This window comes from Flavobacterium sp. UBA4854 (assembly GCF_002399805.1).
Lineage (GTDB): Bacteria > Bacteroidota > Bacteroidia > Flavobacteriales > Flavobacteriaceae > Flavobacterium > Flavobacterium ginsengisoli.
In genome coordinates this window covers 16,107-20,089 of record NZ_DHEI01000024.1, presented here as the reverse complement: position 1 = coordinate 20,089, position 3,983 = coordinate 16,107, and the positions used below count along the sequence as shown (strand labels likewise).

Annotated in this window: 2 protein-coding genes; both read right to left on the bottom strand. The window is 32.8% G+C overall.

Annotated features, from left to right (window positions below; genetic code table 11):
- Positions 1 to 305 (bottom strand): phytoene desaturase family protein (locus B3J44_RS02700; protein WP_286965615.1); only part of this gene is annotated, 305 nt, incomplete at its 3' end.
- A complete protein-coding gene (locus B3J44_RS02695) occupies positions 302 to 3,979 on the bottom strand; it encodes a 1-acyl-sn-glycerol-3-phosphate acyltransferase (RefSeq protein WP_286965616.1) in 3,678 nt (1,225 codons plus the stop codon). The genes B3J44_RS02700 and B3J44_RS02695, both read right to left, overlap by 4 nt.
- Positions 3,980 to 3,983 lie beyond the last annotated feature (4 nt).

Below are 3,983 nucleotides of genomic sequence, written 5' to 3'. Positions count from 1 at the left end.
GTTTTATCATCATCAAAAGAAATAATGTCAAAACCATTTTCGTCTAGTTTTTTTAGATTCAAGTGATCCATTATTCCAATATATTTGAAATATTGATGAAGATTCTGGCCTTCGCCTAAACCTCCGATATAATGAATTCCTGTATCAAAAATGGTTTTATCTCTAACGAAAGTCTGAAGATTTCCTCCATATTGATTGTTTTTTTCGAGTACACAAACGCTGTAGCCTTCTTTTGCCAGAATAACAGCAGAAACCAATCCGCCTAAACCACTGCCAATTATGACTACATCGTACTGTTTTTTCATTCTTTTTTCTTTAAAACTAGTAAAGCATTTTCTTCAGAAACAATTTCAAAATTCTCAAACTGACTTTTTAAACGAGAACAATTGACTAAAATTATAAAAGAAACATTTTGAATCCCTTTTTCGATTTCATCGTGATAGCTTTCGTCAGAAATTAAAAGTACATCGTAATGATTTTCAGATGGCGATTCTAATTTGTCGAGATATGTTATTTTTCTCTTTTTAACTAAATAATTTGTTTTGGCTACCAACAATTTTTCTTCATCATTTATTAAAGAAAATATTTTTCGCTGTGGTTCCTGTAAAGCCAATAAAACATCCAACTGGCCGTAATCGCTTCCTAAATGAAGGATTTTTGCTTTTGACGCAATGTGTTTATTTAAACTGTAATACGTTTCGAGATTCTGTTTCAAATCCTTTTTTACGCTTTGCCCAATTTCAATTTCTTTGTAATCGTAACTGTTGATTAACATTGTTTTGAAATAATCTGGACCTTCAAGTTCTTGTCTTATTTTGCGATATTCTCCTTTAAAAAACGAACTGATTTGTTTGGTTCTTTCGGCATAATTATTTCCAAATGAAAGATCATCTGGAGCAATTCTTTCTAAAATCGTAACCGTCAATTTTCCGTGGTGAATGACAAAATCACCTTTTGGAATTAGTTCTGAAGCACCGTGAATAACAACAGGAATAATATCCAGTTTAAATTCTTCGGAAAGGAAAAAAGCACCTTTGTGGAATCGCTTAATCACATTGCTTTCGGAACGAGTTCCTTCTGGAAAAACCATTAACGAATAGCCTTGTTCTATTTTTTTTCTTAAATGTTCAACGCCGCCTTCAAGACCTTCAGAAACGGGGTAAAAACCTGCTTTTCTAACAACTCCGCCAAAAATAGGAGAATTGTAAACCCAGTCGCTTACCAAAAAAATGATTTTTGGGCTTAACATTCCGATTGACAGAATATCTAAGAACGAAGAATGATTGGCAATAATTACCGCTGGTTTTTCGAAAGTTTCATTGAAATTATTAATGACTCTTTTGCGAATAAACGGATTAGAATACAATACCGATTTCATGAATTTTGAAATCACATATCGGAAAGCTTTCATTTTTGATTTTTTGTTGAAAGGCAAAATCGGCATAATGGTAAAACTGAAAATCGACATTACGATTCCGCCTAAACCATAATAAGCAAACGAAATTACACCATGAACAAATGTTCGCAATTGAAAAGGAGGATTTCCTTTTTTGGGACGATTTGATAAAAACAGTTTGAATAAAATCGGATAGAAAATAAACGTAATAATCAGCGCGGCAAAAACTCCAATTAAGGATACCAGTGAAATAGAAGTAAGCGCTGGATGTTTAGCAAAAATCATGGCGCCAATTCCTAAAATGGTTGTGATAACTGCCAGAATAATTGAGGTTCTGTAAATGGCAATTTCATTGACTCCATTGGTGTATTCTTTTTGCAATGCACTAGTCATGAAAATACTAAAATCGACTCCGTGACCAAAAATTAAAGTGCAGACAATCATACTGAAAATATTCATCTGAATGCCAAAAATGCCCATAATTCCTGCAGTCACAATTCCAGTTAATGCAATAGGAATACAGCTTATAATTACTAATTCGATTCTTCGGAAAAAGAAAAATAGAATTAAAATTACAGCAACAAATGAATAATTTACAAGCGAATTAAAATCGGTTTTTAGAGTGCTAAAAAACGTTTCGTTCATCTGCTGACGATCAATCGCAATGATGTTTTCTTTTGCGGAAGCCGATTTTACAAAAACATCTCGTTGTTCTGGCGATACTTTTACTAAAGTTGAAATCGTATAAAAACCATTTTTTTCGGTTATAAATTCTTGTAACTGGAGCGCTTTAATTTTTAGAAATTCAGCTGCAGAAACAGGCTTAAAGTCAAAATCTAAATGATCAAAAAATAGATTGTATGTTGTGGGTTTAAAACCAAGTTTTGAACCTTCAGCAATTAATTCTGATTTTATGAATTCTTTTTTTTGTGAAGTCCAGAATGAATTCCATTTTTTAATTTTTTCTATTTGAGCTTGTTGCGAAAGTACAATTCCACCGACAGAGCTGAAATTTAGAATTTTGTCTTGTTGTTTTGCTGCAGATAAATCATCAAAAAGTTGGCTATTATGCTGTAAAGCTTCTTCCATGGTTTTTCCGTAAGAAGCGACATAAATCGTTTTGGAAGTTAAACTTGTGCTTTCTTCCAATTGTTTTTCGGCAGCTTTGATTTCTTTCGGAATAAAATTTAGTTGCGATAAATCGTTATTGAAACCTACATCATTATAAGTAAAACAACAGATTATGGTAATGATAACGCAAAGTCCGATTAAGATTTTATTGTTGTGAAAAGAAAAATGAGCCATTTTATCGATCACATTTTTCTTGTGCTCTGCCGGATTTTCTGTTGGTTTGTATAAATGCGGAACAATCAAAAGCGAGAAAACTCCGGTTGCCATAACGATAACAGCAGCAAAAATTCCGAGATCATTTAACGCATCCGATTTTACAAAAAGCAGACATAAAAAAGCAACAGCAGTTGTAGAACTGCTCATGATGACTGGCATCGTAATGTCTTTGTACAACGTTTTTACATCGCTATTATGTTTGTAATGTGTGAGAATGTGAATGGAATAATCAATCGTAATTCCCAATAAAATAGAACCAATTCCTAGTGAAATTGCTGAAATTTGTTCTCTCACAAAGTATAAAAAGGCAACCGCAAACAAACCGCCAAAAACGGTCGGCAGAAAAATAATCAGCGGAATTAGGACTTTTCTATAAAATAAAATCAGAATCAGCATTAAGGTAAACATCGCGATGGATGTTGTCAAAATGATATCTCCTTTAATCTGATTGGCATTGGCAACGGCAATTAAAGCAGAACCAAAATAACTAATAGACGTTTTTCCTTTAAATTGTGTATTGAGATTTTCCTGAATCGATTTCAGTTTTTCAGCAAAAATGGTATTCTTTTCTGTTTCGCTTGACGGAATATTTGAAGTAATAAAAAGCAGTAATTTCTTTTTATCCTTTGTCATTACAAAACCATTTTCGAGCGTAAAATCATCGCCAATATTTAATTGCTGTAATTTTTTTAAAGCAATAAAAGAAATCCCAAACGGATCTTGCAGAATAAAATCTTTGGTTATAAATCCAGACGGAGAAATAATCGATTTGTAATTTCCTTGAACGGTTGCTGCAATGCTGTCTTTTTGAAGTTTCTTCTCAATAGCCAAATAATCGTTATCATCTAGAAAAAGAGGCAAATTATTGTAAACAAAATCGATAGTTTCTTGAATGTTTTCTTCGTCAATTTTTCCTTGAATTCCCGTTATGTAAGGCTTGCAGGATTTAGAAACGCTGTCAGAAAATATAGTTGCCATTTCTTTCAAATCCTCGACAGAACCATTTTTATCCAAGCTAAAAATTACGGTAGTTTTATCGGCAAAGTTTAATTGTTTTAAAACTTTGGCAGTAACATCGGTTTTGTCGTTGGTTGGAATAAGTTTGGTAATATCTTCTTCAAACTTCAATCTTGAAGCGAAAAATCCAAAAACTAGAAGCATCAGAACAGCCAACACAACCGAAAGAGATTTTCTTCGGTTTACAAATAAATGAATGGCGTAGAAGTATTGATGCATGGTT